This window comes from Candidatus Latescibacterota bacterium (assembly GCA_019038625.1).
Lineage (GTDB): Bacteria > Krumholzibacteriota > Krumholzibacteriia > Krumholzibacteriales > Krumholzibacteriaceae > JAGLYV01.
Map to the genome: position 1 here is coordinate 1 of JAHOYU010000224.1, position 1,043 is coordinate 1,043.

Below are 1,043 nucleotides of genomic sequence, written 5' to 3' on the forward strand. Positions count from 1 at the left end.
AAGTGGTTACCTTGGATTTCACTTATCGCTTGAGTGGGTTGTTCCAGCTATCATAGTTATTCTTTTATGGGCTAAGTTTGGAGCAACTCCAGGCAAAATGCTATTTAAGGTAAAAATCGTAGATGCACATACTCTTCAACCAGCAAGTACAGTCAAATTAATAGGAAGATACCTTGGCTACTTCATTTCAATGATACCTTTGTGCTTAGGTATATTTTGGGTTGCATGGGATAAAAAGAAACAGGGATTTCATGACAAAATAGCTCAAACACTTGTGATTAAAAACTAATCGGGTAAGGGCGGGTCTCTAGCCCGCCCTCCCCACAGCACCCCGCATGCGGGTCCGCACGGGGCGCTTCCTTCGCGTACAAAGTAATGACCCATGCCATCACTCCAAAGCTGGTTACGTCACTCTGCCGCCAGAGGGTGACTATACCTTTATCAGGTACTGTGCCATCCCTGAGACAGAAACGCCTCACTCTTTGACGAAGGTTCAGGCCTTCACCCTGTCCCATCCATTACGATGGGCATTTGGCTACTATGCCGTCTGCTGACTTCTGCTCAATCACCCGGTGGGTTACCCCACAGGGCGCTATCGGTATTCCATCTGATTCGCTCCTATCAGTCGATGGCTGCTGATAGGCCCAGGCTTGTTCAACCAGTGGCCTGACTGGTGCTCTACCGATCGCTTGTTGAGCAGATCTCCCCAGATAAGTGCATGAACTGTCACGACACAACCGCGTCATTTACCTTATCCCCCGAACCACAGGGCTTTGCTGTCTTGTGCCAGCTCGCCCCAGGGAAGTAGGCCTTATATGACGTTTCTGTTCGTCGGCTCGCCGTTTTGCGCTTAGGCTTCCTCCAGACCCCACCTCGCGGTGACGCCCTTGCCTTCGGCTAGTAGTTGGTGTCAAATAATCAGCAACGAAGGGAGACAACCGCTCAAAAGGAGACAGTTGAACATCATGACCAATCATCGACAGTGGTTCTCCTACAGGGGACTTGCACCCCATAAGTTCATGCCCATGCTGGGCGTACACAAG

Annotated in this window: 1 protein-coding gene; it reads left to right on the forward strand. The window is 50.1% G+C overall.

The annotated features are described in order from the left end of the window. Positions 1-289, forward strand: a 289-nt coding sequence (locus tag KOO63_14720; protein MBU8923069.1) for an RDD family protein, incomplete at its 5' end; no start/stop codon positions are given. Positions 290-1,043 lie beyond the last annotated feature (754 nt).